Source organism: Sabulicella rubraurantiaca, assembly GCF_017355885.1.
Classification (GTDB): Bacteria; Pseudomonadota; Alphaproteobacteria; order Acetobacterales; family Acetobacteraceae; genus Roseococcus; species Roseococcus rubraurantiacus.
In genome coordinates this window covers 282,575-302,210 of record NZ_JAFEUU010000005.1, presented here as the reverse complement: position 1 = coordinate 302,210, position 19,636 = coordinate 282,575, and the positions used below count along the sequence as shown (strand labels likewise).

The 19,636-nt window shown below is 67.7% G+C and carries 19 protein-coding genes; 5 read left to right on the top strand and 14 right to left on the bottom strand.

Features of this window, described 5'->3' with window-relative positions; translation table 11 throughout:
* Nucleotide 1: 1 nt before the first annotated feature.
* The 3 genes from JTJ31_RS11650 to JTJ31_RS11640 form a co-directional block, all read right to left on the bottom strand.
* The gene (locus JTJ31_RS11650; protein ID WP_207538833.1) at nucleotides 2-307 is read right to left on the bottom strand and encodes a c-type cytochrome; all 306 of its coding nucleotides are present in this window, start codon (nucleotides 305-307) and stop codon (nucleotides 2-4) included.
* A 48-nt stretch (nucleotides 308-355) separates the two neighbouring features.
* A complete protein-coding gene (locus JTJ31_RS11645) occupies nucleotides 356-1,552 on the bottom strand; it encodes a YeeE/YedE family protein (protein ID WP_207538832.1) in 1,197 nt (398 codons plus the stop codon).
* A gap of 145 nt (nucleotides 1,553-1,697) precedes the next feature.
* The gene (locus JTJ31_RS11640) at nucleotides 1,698-2,660 is read right to left on the bottom strand and encodes a tripartite tricarboxylate transporter substrate binding protein (protein ID WP_207538831.1); all 963 of its coding nucleotides are present in this window, start codon (nucleotides 2,658-2,660) and stop codon (nucleotides 1,698-1,700) included.
* Nucleotides 2,661-3,401: 741 nt separating this feature from the next.
* Between JTJ31_RS11640 and JTJ31_RS11635 the strand changes: the two genes are divergently transcribed.
* Nucleotides 3,402-3,605 (top strand): hypothetical protein, encoded by a 204-nt coding sequence (locus JTJ31_RS11635; RefSeq protein ID WP_207538830.1) that lies wholly within the window; start codon nucleotides 3,402-3,404, stop codon nucleotides 3,603-3,605.
* Nucleotides 3,606-3,793: 188 nt separating this feature from the next.
* On the opposite strand, the gene JTJ31_RS11630 is transcribed toward JTJ31_RS11635, so the two are convergent.
* Together JTJ31_RS11630 and JTJ31_RS11625 are read right to left on the bottom strand one after the other, a co-directional pair.
* Nucleotides 3,794-4,762 (bottom strand): Bug family tripartite tricarboxylate transporter substrate binding protein, encoded by a 969-nt coding sequence (locus JTJ31_RS11630; RefSeq protein WP_207538829.1) that lies wholly within the window; start codon nucleotides 4,760-4,762, stop codon nucleotides 3,794-3,796.
* Between the two features lie 155 nt (nucleotides 4,763-4,917).
* Nucleotides 4,918-5,328, bottom strand: a complete 411-nt coding sequence (locus JTJ31_RS11625; RefSeq protein WP_207538828.1) for an ester cyclase — start codon at nucleotides 5,326-5,328, stop codon at nucleotides 4,918-4,920.
* Between the two features lie 234 nt (nucleotides 5,329-5,562).
* Here JTJ31_RS11625 and JTJ31_RS11620 point away from each other — a divergent pair, with 234 nt between their 5' ends.
* On the top strand, nucleotides 5,563-5,877 hold the full coding sequence (locus JTJ31_RS11620) for an EthD family reductase (RefSeq protein ID WP_207538827.1): 315 nt from the start codon (nucleotides 5,563-5,565) through the stop codon (nucleotides 5,875-5,877).
* A gap of 231 nt (nucleotides 5,878-6,108) precedes the next feature.
* Here the strand turns inward: JTJ31_RS11620 and JTJ31_RS11615 are convergent, their stop codons facing one another.
* Nucleotides 6,109-6,684, bottom strand: a complete 576-nt coding sequence (locus tag JTJ31_RS11615; RefSeq protein WP_207538826.1) for a hypothetical protein — start codon at nucleotides 6,682-6,684, stop codon at nucleotides 6,109-6,111.
* A 555-nt stretch (nucleotides 6,685-7,239) separates the two neighbouring features.
* Here JTJ31_RS11615 and JTJ31_RS11610 point away from each other — a divergent pair.
* Nucleotides 7,240-8,463 carry a YcaO-like family protein gene (locus tag JTJ31_RS11610; protein WP_207538825.1) on the top strand — a complete coding sequence of 408 codons (1,224 nt, stop codon included), beginning with the start codon at nucleotides 7,240-7,242 and terminating at the stop codon, nucleotides 8,461-8,463.
* A gap of 150 nt (nucleotides 8,464-8,613) precedes the next feature.
* Nucleotides 8,614-10,566, top strand: coding sequence for a BTAD domain-containing putative transcriptional regulator (locus JTJ31_RS11605; protein ID WP_207538824.1), 1,953 nt, complete (start codon nucleotides 8,614-8,616; stop codon nucleotides 10,564-10,566).
* 10 nt (nucleotides 10,567-10,576) lie between these two features.
* Here the strand turns inward: JTJ31_RS11605 and JTJ31_RS11600 are convergent, their stop codons facing one another.
* The 6 genes from JTJ31_RS11600 to JTJ31_RS11575 all read right to left on the bottom strand — a co-directional run bounded on the left by JTJ31_RS11600 (nucleotide 10,577) and on the right by JTJ31_RS11575 (nucleotide 16,459).
* Nucleotides 10,577-10,963: a hypothetical protein gene (locus tag JTJ31_RS11600; protein ID WP_207538823.1), complete on the bottom strand. Its 387-nt coding sequence runs from the start codon at nucleotides 10,961-10,963 to the stop codon at nucleotides 10,577-10,579.
* Nucleotides 10,964-10,993: 30 nt separating this feature from the next.
* A complete protein-coding gene (locus JTJ31_RS11595; protein ID WP_207538822.1) occupies nucleotides 10,994-12,577 on the bottom strand; it encodes a peroxidase family protein in 1,584 nt (527 codons plus the stop codon).
* A 589-nt stretch (nucleotides 12,578-13,166) separates the two neighbouring features.
* The gene (locus JTJ31_RS11590) at nucleotides 13,167-14,129 is read right to left on the bottom strand and encodes a tripartite tricarboxylate transporter substrate binding protein (protein WP_207538821.1); all 963 of its coding nucleotides are present in this window, start codon (nucleotides 14,127-14,129) and stop codon (nucleotides 13,167-13,169) included.
* Nucleotides 14,126-14,590, bottom strand: a complete 465-nt coding sequence (locus JTJ31_RS11585) for a PaaI family thioesterase (RefSeq protein ID WP_207538820.1) — start codon at nucleotides 14,588-14,590, stop codon at nucleotides 14,126-14,128. Before JTJ31_RS11585 ends, JTJ31_RS11590 begins: the two co-directional genes overlap by 4 nt.
* Complete coding sequence (locus JTJ31_RS11580; protein ID WP_207538819.1) at nucleotides 14,590-15,768, bottom strand: CaiB/BaiF CoA transferase family protein; 1,179 nt, start codon at nucleotides 15,766-15,768, stop codon at nucleotides 14,590-14,592. The genes JTJ31_RS11585 and JTJ31_RS11580 overlap by 1 nt, the downstream gene beginning before the upstream one ends.
* Entirely contained in the window at nucleotides 15,755-16,459 is a 705-nt protein-coding gene (locus JTJ31_RS11575; RefSeq protein WP_207538818.1) for a haloacid dehalogenase type II, read from the bottom strand. The genes JTJ31_RS11580 and JTJ31_RS11575 overlap by 14 nt, the downstream gene beginning before the upstream one ends.
* Nucleotides 16,460-16,563: 104 nt before the next feature.
* On the opposite strand from JTJ31_RS11575, the gene JTJ31_RS11570 reads away from it, so the two are divergent.
* On the top strand, nucleotides 16,564-17,538 hold the full coding sequence (locus JTJ31_RS11570) for a LysR family transcriptional regulator (protein ID WP_207538817.1): 975 nt from the start codon (nucleotides 16,564-16,566) through the stop codon (nucleotides 17,536-17,538).
* Here JTJ31_RS11570 and JTJ31_RS11565 read toward each other — a convergent pair.
* On the bottom strand, nucleotides 17,489-18,661 hold the full coding sequence (locus JTJ31_RS11565; protein ID WP_207538816.1) for a CaiB/BaiF CoA transferase family protein: 1,173 nt from the start codon (nucleotides 18,659-18,661) through the stop codon (nucleotides 17,489-17,491). The two genes, JTJ31_RS11570 and JTJ31_RS11565, sit on opposite strands and share 50 nt — an antisense overlap.
* Nucleotides 18,658-19,626, bottom strand: a complete 969-nt coding sequence (locus JTJ31_RS11560) for a Bug family tripartite tricarboxylate transporter substrate binding protein (RefSeq protein WP_207538815.1) — start codon at nucleotides 19,624-19,626, stop codon at nucleotides 18,658-18,660. The genes JTJ31_RS11565 and JTJ31_RS11560 overlap by 4 nt, the downstream gene beginning before the upstream one ends.
* Between the last annotated feature and the right edge of the window lie 10 nt (nucleotides 19,627-19,636).

Genomic DNA, 19,636 nt, shown 5'->3' with positions numbered 1-19,636 from the left:
CTCAGCGGGCGGGAATTTGGGCGAAATGCTGCGCGAGCGCGGCGATCTCCGCCTCCGTGTAGCCACGGGCGATGCGGCCCATGATCGTCGCCGGGCGCTCATTGGCGCGGAACGCCATCATCTGCGCCTGCAATTCGCGCGCCTCACGTCCGGCGATGCCTGGGATGCCGCCCGCCCCGTGCCCGCTCTGGCCATGGCATCCCAAGCACCCCTGGGCGGCGAGCGGCGCGGGCGACTGCGCTTCCTGTGCGGTGGCGGCACCTGCGAGGAGCAGGATGGCAGGAAGGGCAAGGAGGCGAAGGCTCATATGATCCCCATCGGGCCCAATGCATTCCACTGACCCATTATGGGATAATTACATTGCACCCCGCATTTCTGTCAATTTCATTTCATTGTTTCCACGGTCGAGGCTGAATAGCGGCCGTATTTTCAGCCCGACCCAGTTGCCGAGAAGCGCCGGCCCGATCCATGCCCACCCGTGCAGGCTGCCTGACGCAATGCCGCTGAAATACGCGCTTATGTTGCAGCCGAAGGCCATCACGGCCCCAATGCCGAGCAGGATCCCACCGAACAGCGACGCCAGAGCTTCCTGAGGGCGGGGCCATCGCCAGTCGGCGCGGTGCCCGGCGAGCGCGGCAGCGCCGAAGGCTCCTGCCATCAGGCCGAGATCCATCACCGTCGTCCGGTCGGCCAGCAGGGGGCGCAGCAATGCCTCGGTCCGGGTCGGGTCTTCCCAGTAGAGCCAGAAGGCCGGCACATCCCACCCAAGCAATTCGACCAGCCGCGACCCCCAGAGCGGAAAGGCGGCGGTGATCGCCCAGGGGCGCCCCGCCAGCAGAAGTGTGGCGAAGTTCAGCAGCGCCAGCGCCACCGCGCCCCATAGCAGCGGCCACGGCCCGCGGAGGAAGTCTCCTCCGCGCCACGACAAAACCTCCACCGAACCCTGACGCCTGCGCTCCAGCCAAATGGACCCGAACCAGACAAGGGCGAAGACCACGAGCGAGACACCGATGGCCGGCAGGGTTCCGATCATCCCCGGCAGGGAGAGCGGCGGCAGGCTCGGCCAGTCCTCCCAGTGCTCCGCCCCGTAAGCTGCAAGCGTCGCTCCGGCGACGAAGCTCGCGAGGGTAAGCCACATCCGAGCCCCCTGCCCGCCCGCCGCGGTATAGAGCGTTCCGGAGGCGCAGCCGCCGCCGATCTGCATGCCGACACCGAACAGGAAGGCGCCAAGCAGCAAGGAAAGCCCGACCGGAAACACGAAGCCGCGCACGGGCTGTCCCCAGAAACTCCCTTCCGCGAGCACCGGGAGGAACAGCACCACCGCGACGGCCAGCATGACCATCTGCGCCCGCAGCCCCGCGCCTCGCCCCTCCGCCAGCAAGCGCCGGAACGCGCCGGCGAAGCCGAAGCTCGCGTGAAGCAGCGCAACGCCCAGCGCGCCACCGAGAAGGAACAGCGACGCCTGCATCGCGCTGTGCCGAACCCCAAGCAGCGCGGCACCACCGATCAGCAGGATCACGGCGATGATCGTGGCGGGGCGGAAAAGATGCATGCGCAAAACATCCTCGGAGGCGCGGCAATCTATTCGTCGGAGATGCTTGGTCAACGCGCGGCGGGCGCCGTCATCCGGCTCAACCGTTGCGCGGGCGAATGTCCCGATTGGTGCCGCGCCGGGGTGGTGGATTGGCATGGCGGGTTCAGCCCTGTGCCAAGGTGAAGAGGTCACGGATCACAGGACCGAAGGTCCCTGCCGCTCCCGCAGCGCGCTCCCGGAAGGCTTCGGGTGCCAGGGCGGTGACGCGGAAGCCCAGGCCGCGCAGCCGCGCGGCCACGGCCGGCTCCGCCAGTGTTCCGGCGAGGGCGTCGTGCAGGGACCGGATAAGGAGCTCCGGGGTTCCCGGCGGCGCCAGCACGCCCTGCCAGGAATCCACGTCGAAGCCGGGCGCGACGGTTTCGGCCAGGGTCGGCACCTCCGGCAGCGCCTCGTCCCGCTGCGCCGTGGTGACGGCGAGAGGCCGGATCGCGCCGTTGCGCACCTGCTCCGTGATCGCCGGCAGGGTGATCACCAGCGCGTCCACGTCGCGCGCCAGCAGGCTGTGCATGGCCGGGCCACCACCGCGGAAGGAAAGGAACTCCACGGAGAGGCCGCCGAGCTGGCGTGCCAGCAGCGCGTGCACCACCTGCGCGATCCCGCCCTGCGCTGGGATCGCGACGTTCAATGCACCAGGCCGCGCCCGCACCGCCGCGACATAGCCTTCGATGTCGGTGAAGGAGGCGCCCGGGTGGGTGGCAATGATCTGCGCCGCCGATACGGCCTGGATGGCAGGGGCGAAGCGCTCCAGCGACACGCCGGCCTGGGGCTGTGCGAGCCCCGCGAGCAGGATCGCGTCCCCGGTCAGGAGCAGGGTGCTGCCATCCGGCTCGGCGCGCAGCACGGCCTGCGCGGCCAGCAGGCCATTGGCGCCGCCTTGGTTCTCCACCACCACCGGCACACCGAGCCGAGCGGAGAGCGACGGGGACAAGATGCGTGCGAGCGCGTCGAGGCTGGCGCCAGGGGCGGAGGATACCACGAGGCGAAGCGGCCTCTGGAGTTGGGCGTGAAGTGGGAGGGGCGCCGCTAGGGCTGGCAGCGAGGTGAGGAAGGCTCGACGTCGGATCATGGAAACTCTCCTGAAAGGGCGGTTGGACGGGGGCACGGCATCGCCCCGACATCGCCCTCGCCATCCGGTCATCGTTTCCACGACGTGAAATCGGTGTTCCATGCCTCGCATGGTCGGAGTTTAAACGATTCACGCAAGTGTTTTTCGATTGACCAACGATCTTTCAGGGTGCTTAATGGCGCCATGGTCATGAAGTCCTTTCACTGTGCTGGACGACAGGCGCCGCTCCCTACATCGAGAGGCCATTGACGGTGGGCTGCTGCAATTGTCGCGCCGACCCTGGGCTTCCCGCTGACCGCGGCCTTTCTCGCGGCTTTGCTCGGCGCAACCTTGCAGGTCCTTTCGCCACCCCTGCCGGCTGAGATCGAGCAGGCGGTGTTGTAGGCAGGCGGAGTGCTCTGACCATGCACCCTCGCCGTCAATCTCCGATCAGGCATCGTGGATCTGGCTCTGCGGCAGCCATCGCCCCCCATAGCCATTCCCTTTGGACCGGCGTGACCTACGCCCTCCGATCCGTCCGCCGCCAGCGGGGCCATCTCCCGGGATGGTCGAAAGGCGGCACCGTGACTGGCATTTCCTCCCTGAACTTGGACTGGGGCCCCGTGCCCCAGTCTCTTTTTCCGGGTGGCGCCGCCCCTGATGCCGCCGCCGCCCCCTGTCCCTGTCGCCCCGGACCCAACCACCGCCGCCCCCACCGAAACGACGCCGCCTCGCGCGCACGCGGACGCGAAAGGACAACCTATGCGCCAATCCATCCCCCTCGTTGACGGAGGCTCCCTCGTCGGCGTCGTCGCCCAGGGCGATCTCGGCTGGTTCGTGATCGCGCTGGACACACGCATTGAGGAACTCGACCGCGCGAACTTCAGCGACGCCGCCACCGCGGAGCGCGTCGTCCGCGCCTACATGTTCCGCCAATCGCCCACCCGGGCCGCCGGCCATGCTTGACCTCGCCGGTCGTGCCGCCTTGGCCCTCACCGTCACCTACGGCGCCCTCGTCCTCGCAGGCCTCACAATCGCGGCGCCCTGACGAGAACGGGCCCTGGGCGCGGCGCCTTGCTGCCGGCTATGCCTATCCCGAGGTGCGCGAGTTCGCGGAACAGACCTTCGACGGTGCCGTCATCCCCACCGCCTGATCAATCCGCCTGAACCCGCGCCTCCCGGACCACGCGGCCCCATTTCTCGATCTCGGCGGAAAGAAAGGTCCGGAACTGCTCGGGCGTGGAGGGCGTGGACTCGCTGCCCTCCCCCTCCAGCCGTGCCACCACCTCCTCCTGCCGCAGGGCGCGCACCACCGCGCCCTTCAATTGCATCAGGATGGAAGGTGGCGTGCGGGCGGGGGCGACAATGCCGGTCCAATTCACCGCGTCAAAGCCAGGGAACCCGGACTCCGCGACCGTCGGCACCTCCGGCAGGATGCGCATTCGCCGGGCGGATGTGACGGCGATCGGGCGCAGCTCGCCGGAATCCATCATCCCCTTCACCGCCAGCGGGTTGGCGGAATAAAGGTCCAGCCGGCCTGCCAACAGGTCGGTGACGAGTTGCGCAGCACCGCGATACGGCACGACCGTCAGCTCTACCCGCGCGGCAAGGGCGATCATCTCGGTGCTCAGGTGGCCGACCGTGCCGTTGCCGGGATGGCCGGCCGTCAGCCGGCCCGGCCCCGCGCCGGCGGCTGCAACCACGTCCTGCAAGCTCCGGTAGGGCGCGGTCCGCGCCACCACGAAGACATTCGGCTGCGACGCGACCAGCGAGACGAGCGCCAGATCCCGAAGCGGCTGATAGGGGATGTTGGCGCCGTAGAGCGTCGGATTGATCGCGAGGTTGGAAGTCTGCCCCATGCCGATGGTGTGGCCATCCGTCGCCTTGGCGACAGCGTCGATCCCGACATTGCCGCCAGCGCTGGGCCGGTTCTCCGCGACGATGGTCCAGCCGGTGAGCGTGGCCAGGCGCAACGCCAACTCACGCGAGATCACATCCGTTCCACCGCCTGGCGGATAAGGCACGATCATCCGGATGGGGCGGTTGGGCCAGGGCTCCTGCGCAGAAGCGCCGCGCATGGCGCCAAGGCCGAGGGCAGTCAGAACGGCGGTGCGTCGTTTCATGGCCCAGTTCGCTCCATCCTTGCGTGCCGAAGCCGGGAGCAAGCTACCAAACCATGCACTCCGGTGCTGACCTTGCCGCGTGGGATCCCGACACCACGCGCAATGAGCAGCCCGGCCAGCCCCGGCGAAGGAATTGCGGAAGGATTGGTGAAGGATCAGGCCCAGCCAAGCTCCTTGAGCGCGTAGCCGTCATTCCAGATCTTGGTCATGTGCGCGATCTTCCCGTCGCGGAATCGCATCACGTAGACGTAGTCCGTGCGCGTGGTCTTCCCGGTGGGTGGGACCGGGCCTCCCGCCTTGTGCGTGCCGATGAAGGTGGCGAAGGCGCAAACCTGTCCGCGCTCGCGGTCCTCGGCAAAGGCATGCAGTTCGTAGCTTCCATCGGTCAAAACCGTGAGGATGCCCTTCATCCACTCGACGTATTGCTCCAACGTCCGCACATCAGCGAGAGCCCCAGCTTGCGCCGAGAAGGATGCATCGGGCGCACAGTGCGGACGGCACGCCTCCCAGCCCCGACCGGCCTCGCAGGCTTCAAAGAAAGCCTTCGCGGTTTCCATATGAGACATGGCACTCCTCCCTGATGTGCTCTTGTTTTCCAGTGCGGGGAAAAGCCTAGGGCTCAGTGCCGGCGCGAAACAAGCGCAGTTTGCTGCGCACCCTTGGCTATGACGGCGCCATCCTTGGGCCGCCTCGGCCGTAACCGCTGCGCCCAGTACTCCCATGGATGATGGCGCGACGACACATTCGTGATGGCATGTGCTCTGCGAAGGGGCTTAGCCTAGCATCGCAAAAGGGAGGACATGATCGTGGTTCTTGTGACCGTGCTCTACCCCAACCAAGAGGGGTCCCGCTTTGACCATGGCTACTACATGGAGCGGCACGCCGCCCTGGTGCGGCAACGCTGGGAACCCATAGGCCTGAAGGACGCCCGGTTCCTGCGCGGGATCGGCACGCCGGACGGCAGGCCGGCCCCTTATCAGGTCATCGCGCTGCTCAACTTCTCCACTGCTGACGCTCTTCAGCAGGCTGTTGCAGCACACGGCGCTGAGATCTTCTCCGACATCCCTCGGTTCACCGATGTCCAGCCAATCGTCCAGGTGAACGAGGCGCTCTGATCCTTCTGGCGGCAATGGCGACCCCCTTGAGGGTGAGCAATGATGCAAATTGAAGGCCCGGGCCCCGATGATCCCGCCGCCGTCAGCTTCCGCAGGACGAGGACAGCGCCATCATCGGAGTCCGGGCCGGATACAGATCAGCCGCGGAGTTTACGCGGCGACTCTCCTGAGGACGCACCTCGTCCTGGAGAGGGCCCGGGTCGCTGCGGGGCGGCCCGGGCTTGTCATGTCTCACCGGCTGGCGAGGCGCCGCTGGAGGCCACGCTGCCGGAGCAGGCTACCGTCACCACCCATCGTGGCCAGGGCGCTGGGCAGCGTGCCCGAAGGCACCCACACCACCTCGGCCCGTCCGTCACCCGAGGTGAAGACATGGGGCACCAGACCGGTCTGAGCCTGCTGCTCGAACCGCGGCTCAAGGTAGGTGAAGGTGCGGTTTTCCTCCTCGAAGCGGGCGACTAGGTTGCCGCCGCCGACGACGTTGTTAGGCGCTGCCGAACCGTAGTCGATGCTCGAATCCTCGGCACCACGGGTCATGCACGGGCAGGACTGCGCGCCTGCCGCGCCCGAGCCGAGAATGGCGGCGGCGACAGCGAAAAGGGCGAGGGTGTTGCGGATCTTGGTCATGGGAATGCTCCTCTCGATTGTGTCTTGGTCAAGCACCGCGGCAGCCGGCAGAGCGGCGAACCGCTGGTGACGCTCCGACATCGCGACAGGCCAGGTGTCGGCCATGGGGTGGCTGGTGCATCCGGCTTGCGCGACCGGCATTGCGATCGCGCAGCCTGCTCTGATGAAGAATTTCGGCAGCATGTCCGGTCTCCTTTCCTGGTGCGCCATCGAGGCGCGAAAGGAGACTGCACGGGGGGGCATCAAGCCTTCGTCAGACCAGCGTGATCCTCACATCACCGCGCCGAAGCAAGACCAATTCTCTTTCGCGACGATCCAAGTGCGCGCCCCCTCCAGGCGCAGGGCGAGGCGCAAAAGCGGCTAGTCCACCCGTGACCCAGCGTCGCCGTTCCTCGGCCGCAACTGGCCGACCGGCCGCAGGGTACGGTGGCACAGGAAAGGCGAACCGCATCCATGGCATCGACAAGGCGGGCCCCCGGAAAGCCCAGCAAAGACCAGGCTTTTCGCATGCCTCGACCCTGCCCAGCCGATCAGCAGCAGCTTCCCCGCAGGGCGCGAGCGCGGGAGAACGGACCTGGCGACGCCGGACTGCGCTGCTGCCGGCGGGGAGATGCTGCGCCACGCTGAGGGAGGCGGTGACGAAGCCTTAGGTCCTCAGCGCGCTTCCATCCCGGCCCCCGCCTCCGCCACCCTGCCGTGAGGCATACGTGAATTGCGGCATCAGGACAGGGGAGTGCCATGGCCCTAGAGCCGGCGACGCTGCTCGCCGCGGCGGCGGCACAGACCGGCGACGCACCGAATGAGGCGGCCCGCGAACTGCTCGGCTTCCTCCAGTGGGATCTGGATGCGCCGCCTGATTTGCGCGCCAACCGCGCGGCGCTGCTGAAGGTGGCGGCATCGTGCCGGCGCGTGTTCCGGCTGCGCGTGCGGGACGCGCCGCGGCTGTACTGCTTCGGCGCCGAGATCGATCTGGCGGAGATTGCGGGCGAGCCGGGGCTGCAGGTCCTGGGCACGTCCGGCCTCGCGGAAGCGGCCGGAGCCGCCTTCGCGGCCTGCATCGGCGAGGCGGTGGAGTTCGCCGCGCAGGTCGAGACCCCGGCGGCGAGGGCCATGCGCCGTGGCGACACGGTGCTTGCCCGACATTGGTCAGGCGATGGGCTTCACCCCCTGCCCTTCGACCATTGCTACCGGAGGGCGCCAGCCCGGGTTACCCAGCCGGCACCCAGGCCGCTCTCGATCGGCTGCGCCGCGGCGCCCACTGCGGCCGAGGCGCGGCTGCGAGCCGTGCTCGAACTCATTGAGCGCGACGCTGTCGCCTTGTGGTGGATCGGCGGGCGGGCTGGACGACCGCTCCCTCCCGCCCTGGAAGCCACCGCCGCTGCGACCCTCGCCGCTTGGCGCGCGCGTAAGACAGGTCGCGTCACCTGGGCCATCGACATCACGACAGATCTGGGAGTGCCGGCGGCTGCGGCAATCTCCTTCGCCGCCGACGGGACGGGCTTCTGCTGCGGGACAGCGGCGCGCGCAACGCTGCAAGCGGCCGCCGAGGCCGCGCTGCGTGAACTTTGCCAGAACGAACTGGGACAGCGCATCGTGGCGGCGAGGGCAGCGGAACGCGGCGATGAGGGCCTGGACAAGCGCGATCGCGCCACTCTGGAACGGAAGCGTAGGGTAAGGCCAAACGCCGAATGGCTTTTGCATCCAAAGGGCGCAGCAGGCCCCGACGAGGCCCTCCACGGCTCGGCGGCGCAGCTGCTCACAGAGATCGCCAGGCGGCTCGCCACCGCGGGATTCGACCTGTGGTTCGTCGAGCACGCGGCGGATCCGGTTCCGGTTTGGCGCGCTATTTGTGACAGCTTGGCCTGCACGCCTTCCACGAGCGTGCCGCCACGCCTGCTGGCCGCCATCGCCAAAACCGGTGGGGGACCGGGCCAACGGCGCGGAATAATGTTGCACGCCTGAATCTATGCAGGCGAATATTCAGGCTCGAAGCTGCCCACGAAAGTTCTGAAACCCTCCTCTGGGTGGGACACCATGTCGGCAACCCTGTCCGCGCCTGCGCGACTACCACAGACAGCGTCCCTGTCTCTGTCGCTGCTTGGCGGCTTCAGGTTGGTCCTGGATGGTCACGAGATCCGGCTTCGCAATCGCAAGACCCGCGCGGTGCTCTCCTATCTGGCGCTGTCGGCGACAGGGGAGGAAACGCGGGAACGCCTCGTCGGCCTGCTGTGGAGCGAATCCAGCGAGGAGAAGGGACGGGCCTCTCTGCGTCAGGTGGTGCACGAGCTGCGCGAGGCCCTGCCGCCTGGGCTGCTCGCGGCGGAACGATTGAGCCTCGTGCTCGACCTGCGTGGCCTCACCTCGGATGTGGAAGGCGTGAATGCCGCGCTGGCCGCCGGGGAAGTTCCATTGCTGCTGCTGGAGCGAGCGAGCCTGACCGAAGAGCTGCTCCAGGGGCATGAGGATCTCGACCCAGCCTTCAATGTCTGGCTGCTCGCGAAGCGGCAATCCCTCCACGATGCCTTCGCGCGGCGGCTGGAGGCACTGCTGGACGCGACGGACACGGCAGTCCGCCGCCAAGCCGCTCGCGCGCTGCTGAACCTTGATCCCACCCATGAGGAGGCCTGCCGGCGGGCCATGCAGGCCGCCGTCGCCGACGGCGACATCGCCGGGGCCCTCCGTCTCTACGAATCCCTGTGGAACCTCCTGGGCGAGGATTTCGACATGGAGCCCTCGCCGGCTACGCAGGAGCTGGTGGCGGCGATCAAGTCCGGCAGCCTCGAGCTTGCGTCGCCTCGGCCGGCTCCGCCCCCTCCCGCCGCGAGGCCTGCCCAGCCTGCCACCGGGCGCACCCGGATGCTGCTGCGCGTCTGCCCCTTCGCTGCGCATGGCGTGCCGGAAGGGCGGGAGCACCTGGTGCAGGGCTTCCGCCACGATTTGATGGGCTGCCTCGCCCGGTTCCGCGAATGGTTCGTGCTGGATGGCTCCACCACGCCAACCGAAGCGGCAATCGCGGGCCGGGTTTCCAGCCGCTACGCTATCGACGGCACAGCCTTCCAGGCCGGCACACGGGTCAGCCTCGTCCTGACACTGAGCGACACCGAAAGCGGCGTCGTGGTGTGGAGCGAGAAGATGGGCCTCGACCTGGAAACCTGGTTCGAGGCGCAGACTCGTCTCGTACGCGGCATCGCGATGTCGTTGAACGGCCAGATCTCGTCGGCGCGGATGTCCTGCATCAGCGGCGGCACGGAGGTCTCCCTCGCTGCACATGACCGATGGCTGCTCGGACAGAGCATCATCCGCGGCTTCAGCCCGGAACACTGGGAGCGTGCGCGGACCCTGTTCCGGGAGGCCATCGCAGAAGACGCGAATTTCTCGCCGGCCTATAGCAGCCTCGCGCAGCTCGACAATGTCGAGCACATCGTCAACCCCGGCATCTGGAGGGACCGCGCGCGCGAGGAGCGATCCCTTGTGATGGCGCGACGCGCCGTCCAGCTCGATCCGATGGACAGCCGCGCGCAGCTTTGCCTTGGATGGTCGCTGGCGATGGCACGGCAACACGACCGCGCCACCACGCCGATGGCCCTGGCTTGCGAGCTGAACCCCTATGACACCTGGACGCTGATCTCCGCCGCGCTGTTCCACGCGTTCTGCGGCAACCACGCCGAAGCCGCACGGCTGGCAGCGGAATCGCTCGAAATGACGCTCTCCGCCGGACGCACGCATTGGGGCTACCAGGTCACCATCGCCTATCTCCGTGGCGACGACCAAGCGACGGTCGAGGCTTGCGACCGCGCGGAGGATTGCATCCGGGCGCTGCCGGCCTGGCGGGCCGCGGCGCTATTCAATCTCGGTGACATCGAAGGCGCCAGGCGCTCGGCCGCGCAGTTCTTTGAACTGGTGCGGCCTGCTTGGCGCGGCCAGGAGGACGCCACCGAAGCCAGCATGGCGCGCTGGCTGCTGCACCTCTATCCAATCAGCCGCGCGGAGACCTGGGAACGCCTCCGCCACGGTGTCGCTGGCGCCGGCATAGAGGCTGCCGGCCTTTCCTTCGGTGACTGGTGACGCCGCAGCATCAGGCGCAGTTGGCGATGGTGTAGTCGCCAAGCCGCTCCTCATCGAAAGCCAGCTTGTCGTCCACCGATGCGTGCGGCTGGGCGCCTGGAGCCGAGACCTCGCGATAGAAGGGCGGCAGGTTGTAGTCTTCCGTTTCCAGCCGTTTGCGATGCTCCTCCCACATGTCCTTCGGCGGCAGACGGAGCACGAGTTCATCGGACTTATGCGTAGCGAAGCGGAAGGTGGTGACGGCCGGGTCGATCATGGCGCTGACATCGGCATCGTTCAGTTGCCGCTTCAGCTCGACCAAGTCGCCTTCCTTCGGCCGTGAGGTGGGATCGAGGACCCATTTCTGTATCAGGCGCCCAAGATTGCCGTGGTTCTGGACTGTCATCGGCTTCGGCATGGTCTTCTCCTTCCTTCTGCCATGTTGGAATCAAAGGAACTTGGGTTCGCCTTCCTCAGGCACGCGGTTGCGATGGACGAAGGAGACCAGCGCCGCCATGTCGCAAACCCTGGCAGCGTCAGATAGCACCTCCGGCGGTTGCCTGAATTGCCGCAGCAATGCGCCCAGCTTCTCTCCCAGCGGCTGGCCGTGGTCCTCGCCCGGCAAGCGATGCTCCATCAGCGCGTCGTAAATCACCTCGCCAACCAGGATCGAACCGAGCGGTCCAAGCCGCTCTCCCTTGCCGTCCAGTTCAGCTTCGAGCTGAACGTAGAACGGCAGTGGCGGATCCTCGGAAAGGGCTTTGATATCCTCCTCGCACGGCACGTCGGAAAGCGGCCGCTCGCGAAGAAGGAACTTCTTTACCGCGTCCCGCCTCGCCTCCGGCGTCGCCATCCCGGACTTGGCGAATACATCAGGCCATCCACGCTTCGTCATGCGGATGCGCGCTTCCTCATACAGCGCATTCACCGACCAGAGTCCGGCGCGCTCCGCGCTCAACAGATCCAGGAACGCCACGCCGTGCCGGCGCTCGCCCGCTCCGGTGTCATCCTCGGTGAAAGGCGATGGGAATAGCGTGGTGTTGAACATGCCCTTCGTGTAGCGCGGACCGACCCGGAGGCTGAAATTGGGCTTAGATCCTTCGACCTCCGGCAACTCGAAGAAGTTGCTCCAACGGAGGATCCACGCTTCGCCGAGAGGCATGGCGGCAGGGCGCCTGGCGCTCGTCGCCATCAGCGCTGACGTGACGGGCACCCGCGTGGAACCATTAGTGCGGTAGAGGGGCCGCACCATGGAGTGGGCAAAGCGGAACGCGCCATGCGAGAATTCCAGCGGCACCGAGACGAAGCCGTCCTCCTGGCCATCTTCACGATGCAGCAGCATGGAGGGGTCGTCGGCGGCCAGAACCTTGGCTTCGTAGGCCTCGCGGACGTCACAATCGAGGATGCGGCGCAGCACGTCGTGGCACAGGATATGACGGTAGATCATCGTCGTTGCCGCCCGCGCGCAAACGAAGCGCTTCTCGATGGCGCGCGCATCCCTGCCGTTCAGACCCGAAAGCATGTCGACGATCACGTTGTGCAGCATGCAGAACAACGTCGTCACCTGCGCGACCAAGGCGTTGTCCTCATTTCGGGGGTCGGCGATCAGCGGATCGGCCGGGTTAGGCTTCGCTGGTCCATTCCCCGCCCGGATCACCCCAGCGCGCGGAATGTCCCGGAAGAAGCCCCCATCAGCAGGTCTGTCAGGCGCTGCCCGCATCCGGCCAATGCCCAGCCGCGTCCGCGAGGTGTCTTCAGCGTCGTCCGGTGCATAGGCATGGGGGCACGCCGACGGCCCTTCCCCGTACAAGGTGTCGAGTTGCAGCCGCGCGAGGCGCGTGTTGCGCGAGATGGGAAGCGCATCGGGCACCGCCCAGAACGGTGTCGAGGTTCGGACGCAGTCATGCGCGATGAGTTGCAGCACATAGGTGTAGCCGCTCGGGATGTTCGGATTCTCGAACTCCGAGACATCCTCGGGAACCTCGTCGAAGTTCTCCAGCCGCTTGTTGAGCACGCCGAGCAGCCGGATCACCTCCTCGGGAGCACGACCATTCCCGAATCTCTGCTCGGGCTCCGGATCACGGAAGATATGCCGGTACCCGCGCAGAATCTGGCGTGGTCCTGGCGATGGGCGGGGCTTGCGGAAGCCCTGACAGGCTGCGGCGGCAGCTACGCCCGATCCATGTCGTGAGGACATCTTCGTGCTCCGATCCGTCGGATCAACTTGCAGCCCGATCGTGATCTCATCGTGAATCGACTTACTGGCGCAGCATGAGGCCAACCTCGCTGGACCACTGAAGCTAGAATCGCCAACTTGTGGGCCCGGCCCAGGACCGAAGCGCGCTCGGGCGCAGATCAGCGCAAAGAAATACTAGGACGACGGTAGAGGCTTTCAGCCTGGACTGTAGCTGATATGCACCGATACTCCTCTATTCATATCAATCAAAAGAGTTTGGTAGGCATTTCCAATTTCGGTGCAGATCAGTATTTCCGTCCATCATTCGGAAGCTCCGGTAGACTTATCTCTCGGCCACGTGACGTGACTTACGCTCGCGCCAGTCCCGTGTTCGAAACCGGCCAACCGCCGCGGCTGGATCGAAGACGTAGAGCCTGCCCGTCCCCTACTCCGCCCGCAGTCCGAGTTCCGTCACCAGCGAGCTCCACCGGCGCGCCTCCTCGCGAACATGCTCCGCAAGCCGCTCCTCGGGAATGGTGGAGGGCTCCGCACCCTGCTGCTGCCAGGTGCGCTGCACCGCAGGCGAGGCCAGCGCCGTGCGCAGCTCCGCACGCAGCCTCGCCAGGATGGGTGCGGGCGTGCCGGCCGGCGCCCAGAGCGCATACCATGTCCCGGCGTCCATTCCCGGGCCGCCCGCCTCCGCCATGGTGGGGATCTCGGGGAAGAGGGTGGAGCGGCGCGCGACGGTCAGGGCAATCGGGCGCAGCCGCTGTCCCTGGATCTGCGGGGCAGACGTACCCATCCCGTCGAACATCATCGGGCAAACCCCGGCGAGGAGGTCATTCATGGCCGGCGCCGTCCCGCGATAGGGCACATGGACCATGCGCAATCCCGTCTCACGCAGGAACATCTCGGCGATGATGTGCTGCGAGGTCCCGCTCCCGGAGGAGCAGTAGGTCAGGCCACCCGGGGCCGCACGGGCGCGGTCCATCAGCGTCCGCAGATCCGTCAGTCCCGAGGATGGGTTCACCACCAGCACATTGGGCACGACGGCGGTGATCGCGACCGGCACGAAATCGGCATCGATACGGTAGCCGCGCTGCGGGTACAGCGCCTCCGCCATAGGCTGGTGCACGCCCCCTGAGAGGAGGGTGTAGCCATCGGCCGGTGAGCGGGCGACGTTCAGGACGCCGATGGTGCCCCCTGCCCCGGCACGATTGTCCACCACCACGCTCTGGCCGAGCTGCCCCTGAAGCTGCGCCGCGATGGGCCGGGTGAAGCTGTCCACCCCGCCGCCCGGCCCGTAGGGCACAACGATGCGGATGGGCCTCTCCGGCCAGGCCGGTGCCTGGGCGAGGGCGGGCGCGGCCATGCCGAGCGCTGCGGCGAGGACGAAGCGGCGGATCATGCGGATGCCTCCTTGGGTGTCGCGGCCCGATCGGCCGTCTTGAGCAGCTTCCAGGTCGAGGTGGCGTAGGCGACCAACTGTCCCGCATCGTCGCGTGCCTCGGCACGGAGGAACCACGTGCCGCCACGGCGCAATGCCTCGCCGCGACAGGTCACGCGCCCGCCCCGGACAGGGGCGAGGAACTGCACCTTCATCTCGAGTGTCGTGCCTGCTCCCGCATGTCGATGGATGAGATGGCCCATGGCGATGTCGAGAGCGGTCGCCAGCACGCCGCCATGCAGCGTGCCCTGCGGGTTGAACAGGTGGTCCTGCGCCTCGAAGGCGACCTCACAGGCGTCGCTGGGATAGGTGATTTGGAGGCCAAGGAATCGCGAGAGAAAGAAGTCGCCGAAGGCCTCCCCTTTTCCCACGGCAGCCCGGTCGAAGGCGGTTCGGGCCTGGTTGAGATCGACTTTGCGCATCACATCCTCCCTCCGAGCCAATCTCCCATCACCTCCGCTTGGTGCTGCCCCAGCATGGGCGCCGGACGCGGCGATGGCGGTGGCGCCCCGCCAAAGCGTGCGGGGGAGGCGATGCTGCGTGTCGTGCCTGCGGCGGGATGCGCCGATTCCAGCACCATGCCGCGCGCCGTGAGCTGCGGCGCCTCGCATACCTCGCCGACGCTGCGGATCGCCCCGCAAGGCACGCCGGCCGCGGACAAGGCTTCCACCCACTCGTCGCGCCTGCGGGCACGGATGACTGGGACCAGCTCGGCCATGAGCGCCGCCCGGTTCTCCACCCGGAGGCTGGCCCGGGCGAACCGGGGGTCGTCGCGCAATTCCGGACAGGCAGCGACCGCGCAGAACAGCGCCCAGAACTTGTCATTGGCGACGCCGATATTCACCCAGCCATCGGAGGCCTTGAAGGTCTCGTAGGGGACGATGGTGGCGTGCGAATTGCCCCGACGCACCGGATCGCGCCCGGTGGCGAAGAAGATCCCGGCATTGAAGGTCAGCAGCGACGCGAGCGCGTCGAGCATCGCCACCTCCACACGCTGCCCTTCGCCGGTCGTGTCGCGGAGGCGCAGGGCGGCCAGCACGGCCTGGCTGGCGTAAAGCCCGGTGACGAGATCGGCGATCGAGGTGCCGACCTTGGTGGGCGGGCCGTCCGGCTGGCCGGTGATGCCCATGATGCCTGCCTCTCCCTGCACGATCAGGTCGTAGCCAGGGCGGTCCGCATCCGGTCCCTCAGCTCCGAAGCCGCTGATGGAGCACAGCACCACGCGCGGATTGGATGCGCGCAGCGCTTCCCAGCCGAGGCCTAGCCGGTCCAGCGCACCGGGGCGGAAGTTCTCAACGACCACATCGGCCTGAGCCGCCAGCGCCAGGGCCGTCGCCCGCCCCTCCTCCGACTTCAGGTCGAGGGCGATGCCCCGCTTGTTGCGGTTGACCGAGAGGAAATAGGCGCTCTCCCCGCCCTGGAAGGGCGGGCCGTAGGTCCGGCTCTCATCGCCCCGGCCGGGCTCCTCCACCTTCACCACGTCCGCCCCCAGATCGCCGAGGAGCATGGTGCAGAACGGCCCCGAGACGACGCGCGTCAGATCGAGCACGCGCACCCCGGCCAGGGGGCGGGGCGCGGCGGAGGCGTCAGACCATGGCATCGGCGAGCGCCGTCATGCTGGGCAGCAGCAGGTCGGGCTGATGGGGCCACTTAGCGAAGGGGCGCTTGCGGCGGTCGATGAAGGCCGTGTGCATGCCGGCCGCCTTGGCGCCGACGCAATCGAATTCGTGGTTGGCGACGAAAAGCACCTCGTCCATCGCCACGCCCATCTTCCTCGCCGCCATCTCATAGGTAGCGCGGTGCGGCTTGAAGGCATTGGCCTCGGCGACGCTGATCACCGCATCGAAGGGCACGCCGTGGTGCTTCTTCGCTTCCTCCAGCATATCGGGGTCGCCGTTCGAGAGCACGACGATCTTGTACTTGGTCTGCAGCCGCGCGAGCGCCTCCGGCACCTCAGGGAAGCACTTCAGCCGCTCGATGCAGGAGACGAGCCAGCGCACCTCCTCCTCGGTGTGCTCGATGCGCGCGCGGGTCAGGACGTGGCGCACCGAGAGGTGGCCGATCTCCCGATAGGGCATGTGCTCGCGCTGCAGCAGCGCGTCGATCATCGAATTCTCGAAATGCGTCCGCCGCCACCAGGTGACGAACTCATAGGCATTGCCCTTCCAGCCCTTGGCCTTGAGGAAGTCCACCGCGACTTCCCAAAGCCCCGTCTGCATGTCCACGACCGTGCCGTACTGGTCGAACATGCAGATCTTGATCTTGCGCTTCAGCGCCTCGGCATCGGCCATGGCCGCGTCCTCCCTCGTCATCGCCGGGTGACGCTGGCATTCCAGCCATCATCGGGGAAATGGATTGTTGTTCTAGCGATATTCACCGTATCGATATCCCCACCATGCGACTGCGCTCCGTCGATCTGAACCTTCTGGTGGCGCTCAACGCCCTGCTTGAGGAGCGGCATGTGAGCCGCGCCGCCCTGCGCGTCGGGCTGAGCCAGCCCGCGATGAGCAACGCCCTGGCCCGGCTGCGCGCGACCTTTGGCGACGACCTGCTGGTGCGCACGCCGCGTGGCATGGAACCCACCACACGCGGCCTGGAACTGGCGGATCAGGTGCGGCAGGTGCTGCGCCAGGTTGAGCGGGTGCTGACCCCCGACTCCGGCTTCAACCCGTCGCGATGCGAGCACCGCTTCGTGCTGCGCATGTCGGACCTGCTGAGCCTGTTGTTCCTGCCCGCCATCGCGCGCGCCCTCCTGCACGAGGCGCCGCTCGCCGCCTTGGAAGTCGTCCACCTCTCGCCGGCACAGACGGTCCAGGCGCTGGAGGCCGATGGTTGCGACCTCGCCCTCAGCATGGGGCTTGCCCATGGCGGCTCGATTGCCCGGCAGGCGTTGCTGCCCGACCGCATGGTCTGCGTGATGCGTCAGGCTCATCCATCCGCGCGTGGCCGACTCGATCTGGAGCGCCTCCTGGCGCTGCAGCACCTGCGGGTGTCCATCAGCCCGGTGGATAGCCGCTTCGTCGATGACGCGCTCACGCGGATGGGCCGCAGCCGGCGCGTGGCCGCGAACGTGCCGCACTGGCTGGTCGTACCCGAGGTGCTGCGGGCCACGGACCTCGTCGCGGTGATGCCGGAGAGGCTGGCGGACGTTCTGGCCCGGGAAGCGGACGGGTTCGCACGGCGCGACCTGCCGCTACCGGAAACCGCCTTCGAATGGGCGCTCTACTGGCACCGGCGGCACGAAGGTAGCGCCCAGCACGCCTGGCTCCGCGGCCTCGTAATGCGCGCGATCGGCACTCCCCGGTCCCGGGCGTCGTCGGTCACCCCGACGAAGCCGCGGCCTTCTCCCCCTGTCCCAGCCAAGCCCTGATCTCGGCCCCATGCTCGTCCAGGTCGGGCGCGCGCCTCCGCAAGGATGGCGGCGTCCCCATCAGACGTAGCGGCGAAGCGAGGGTCCGGATCGGGCCACGGTCCGGGGATGGGATCTCCTGCGTCACGCTGCGCGAGACGGCCTGCGGGTGCGTGAGTGCTTCGTCATAGGCCAGCACCGGCTCTCCCGGGATGCCGGCCTGCCCGAGCGCCTCCAGCCAATGCGCGCTGTCCTTTTTCTCCAGCGCCGCCTGCAGGATCGGGACCAGCGCGTCGTTGTTGCGGACGCGGTCTGCATTGGTGGCGAAGCGCGGGTCGTCGGCCAGTTCCACCTGGCCGATCATCGCGCAGAGCGCCCGCCAGAACGCATCCTTGTTGGCGCCGATGGTGATCCAGCCATCCCTCGTGCGGAAGACTCGGTAAGGCGAGTTCCCGCGGTGCAGCTGACCCATGCGCTCGGGCCTTGTGCCATGGGTGAAGACATGGGCAGCCTCATAAACGCCAAGCGCCAGCCCCGCCTCGAAGAGCGACTGGTCGATATGTTGCCCTTTCCCCGTCCGCTCGCGCGCCATCAGCGCAGCGAGGATGGAGGAGGTGGTGAACATGCCAGCCGCCAGATCCGTGATGGCGACCGGCAGGCGGTAGGGTTCGCCATCCGGCGGCCCGTTCCCGGCCATGAGGCCCGACATGCCCTGGGCCATCATGTCGAAGCCACCATGCTGCGCCCAGGGACCGGTCTGTCCGAAGCCCGAGATGGATGCGACCACGAGGCGCGGATTGGCGGCCAGCAGCGCCTCGGCCCCGAAGCCGGCACGCGCCAGCGCGCCGGGACGGAAATTTTCCACCAGCACGTCCGCCCGCGCGACCAATTGCCAGAGCACGTCCCGCTCCGCCACGTTCTTGAGGTCGAGCGCGATGGAGCGCTTGTTGCGATTCCACAGCGCGAAGGGCTGCGAACGCCCCTCGACAAAGGGCGGCATCCGTCGCGCCTCGTCGCCTTCGGGGCGTTCGACCTTGATGACCTCGGCGCCGAGGTCGCCCAGCATCATTGTGCAGTAGGGTCCCGAAAGGAACGTCGTGAGGTCGAGGACGAGGATCCCGTCCAGCGCGGGCGCGTCGCTCATTCGGGGCGCAGCCCGGCATCGTTCGCGATCTGCGTCAGCAGGCTGCGCTGATCGGCCAGGAAGCGCCCGAAGGCGTCATGGGGCTGGAACGCCCCCTCCATTCCGAGCGTCGCGAGGCGCGCCTGGACATCGGGCATGGCGAGGGTGCGCCGGGCGGCGTCCTGCACGCGCTCCACGATGGCGGGCGGCGTTCCCGCGGGCGCCCAGAGGCCGATCCACTCCACAAGCTCGAAGCCGGGCAGCGCAGTCTCGGCGACGGTCGGCACGTCGGGCAGCGCCGCCATGCGGGTGGCGCTCGACACGGCAAGGGCCCTGAGCCGCCCTGCCTGGACCAGCCCCACGGCCGAGGGCGCGGTCGCGAAGTTGAAATGCGTGTCCCCGGCGAGAACCGCCTGCGCCCCCTGGCTGCCGCCCCGATACGGGGCATGGACGCCCGCGATTCCCGCGCGCTGCACGAAGAGGAAACCCGACAGGTGCGAGGCCGTGCCGACCCCCGCGCTGGCCCAGGAGATTCGGCCGCCCTGCTCCTTCGCCCACTCGATGTAGCTTCGGAGGTCGGGGGCGCGCTCGCTGGCCGGCACGATCATGATGAGCGGCATAACGGAGAGCCGGGCGACGGGGGTGAAGTCCCGCTCGTAGCTGAAGGGCAGGTTGCGGAGCAGGAAGTGGTTCAGCGCGTGGGCCGAGGGGTCGGCCAGCAGCGTGTAGCCATCGGGCCTGGCCTGCGCGACGACGGCCGCGCCGATGCTGCCGGCGCCGCCGGTACGGTTCTCGATCACGAAGGGCTGGCCAAGGATCTCTCCCATCGGGCCGACCAGCACGCGCAGCGTCGCATCCGTGCCTCCGCCCGGCGCATAGGGAATCACGAGGCGGATCGGCCGGTCCGGGAAGGACTGAGCCAGCGCCGGGGCGGCGAGCGGCAGGGCACCGCATGCGGCGAGAAAAATCCGTCTTGTCGCGGTCATCGTCCTTTTC